This is a genomic window from Azohydromonas lata NBRC 102462, assembly GCF_001571085.1.
GTDB classification, from domain to species: domain Bacteria; phylum Pseudomonadota; class Gammaproteobacteria; order Burkholderiales; family Burkholderiaceae_C; genus Azohydromonas; species Azohydromonas lata.
Genome location: NZ_BCTC01000317.1, coordinates 1 through 755, shown reverse-complemented (window position 1 = coordinate 755; position 755 = coordinate 1). Strand labels below are relative to the sequence as shown.

General features: G+C 75.1%; 1 protein-coding gene. It reads right to left on the bottom strand.

Translation table 11 applies throughout. The features are described 5' to 3' along the window. Positions 1–755: VCBS repeat-containing protein (locus tag ALA01S_RS31295; RefSeq protein ID WP_174548680.1), on the bottom strand; the 755-nt coding region annotated here is incomplete at both ends.

Genomic DNA, 755 nt, shown 5'->3' with positions numbered 1-755 from the left:
TCTGGTGGAATGCCCCGCCCGTGCTGCCGAAGATCACGTAGCTGCGCCCGGCGCCCAGCCGCGTGCCCACGGCGGCATTGGGTGCGCTCACCATCAGGTCGGCCAGGCCGTCGCCATTGACGTCCCCGGCCGCCGAAACGCTCAGCCCGCTGGTGTCGTTTGCGAGCTGCCCGGCGATGGCGAAGCCGCCGCGCCCCTCGGCCACCGCCGACAGCTCCACCGCCGCCGCGTCGCCGCGGCCGAACACCACGTAGCTGCGGCCGGCATTGACGCCGGCGGCCGGGTCGGCATAGGGCGCACCCACGATCACGTCGGCCAGGCCGTCGCCGTTGACGTCGCCCGCCCCGCTGACGCTCCAGCCGCTGTTGTCGCCGCCCGCCTGGCCGTTGATCGCAAAGCCACCGTCGCCCGCGGCCACCGCCGCCAGGCTCACGGCGGCCGTGCCGCTGCGGCCGAACACCACGTAGCTGCTGCCCGCGTCGGCGCCCGTGGCCGGGTCGCCGTAGGGAGCACCCACCACCAGGTCGGCCAGCCCGTCGCCGTTGACGTCGCCCGCCCCGCTCACGCTCCAGCCGCTGCCGTCGCCGCCGGCCTGGCCTTGAATGGCGAAACCGCCAACGCCCCCGGCCACCGCGGCCAGGTCCACCGCGGCCGTGCCACTGCGGCCGAACACCACGTAACTGCAGCCCGCGTCCACCTTGCTCGTGACGACCAGATCGGCCAGACCGTCGCCGTTGACGTCGCCCGCCCCGCTC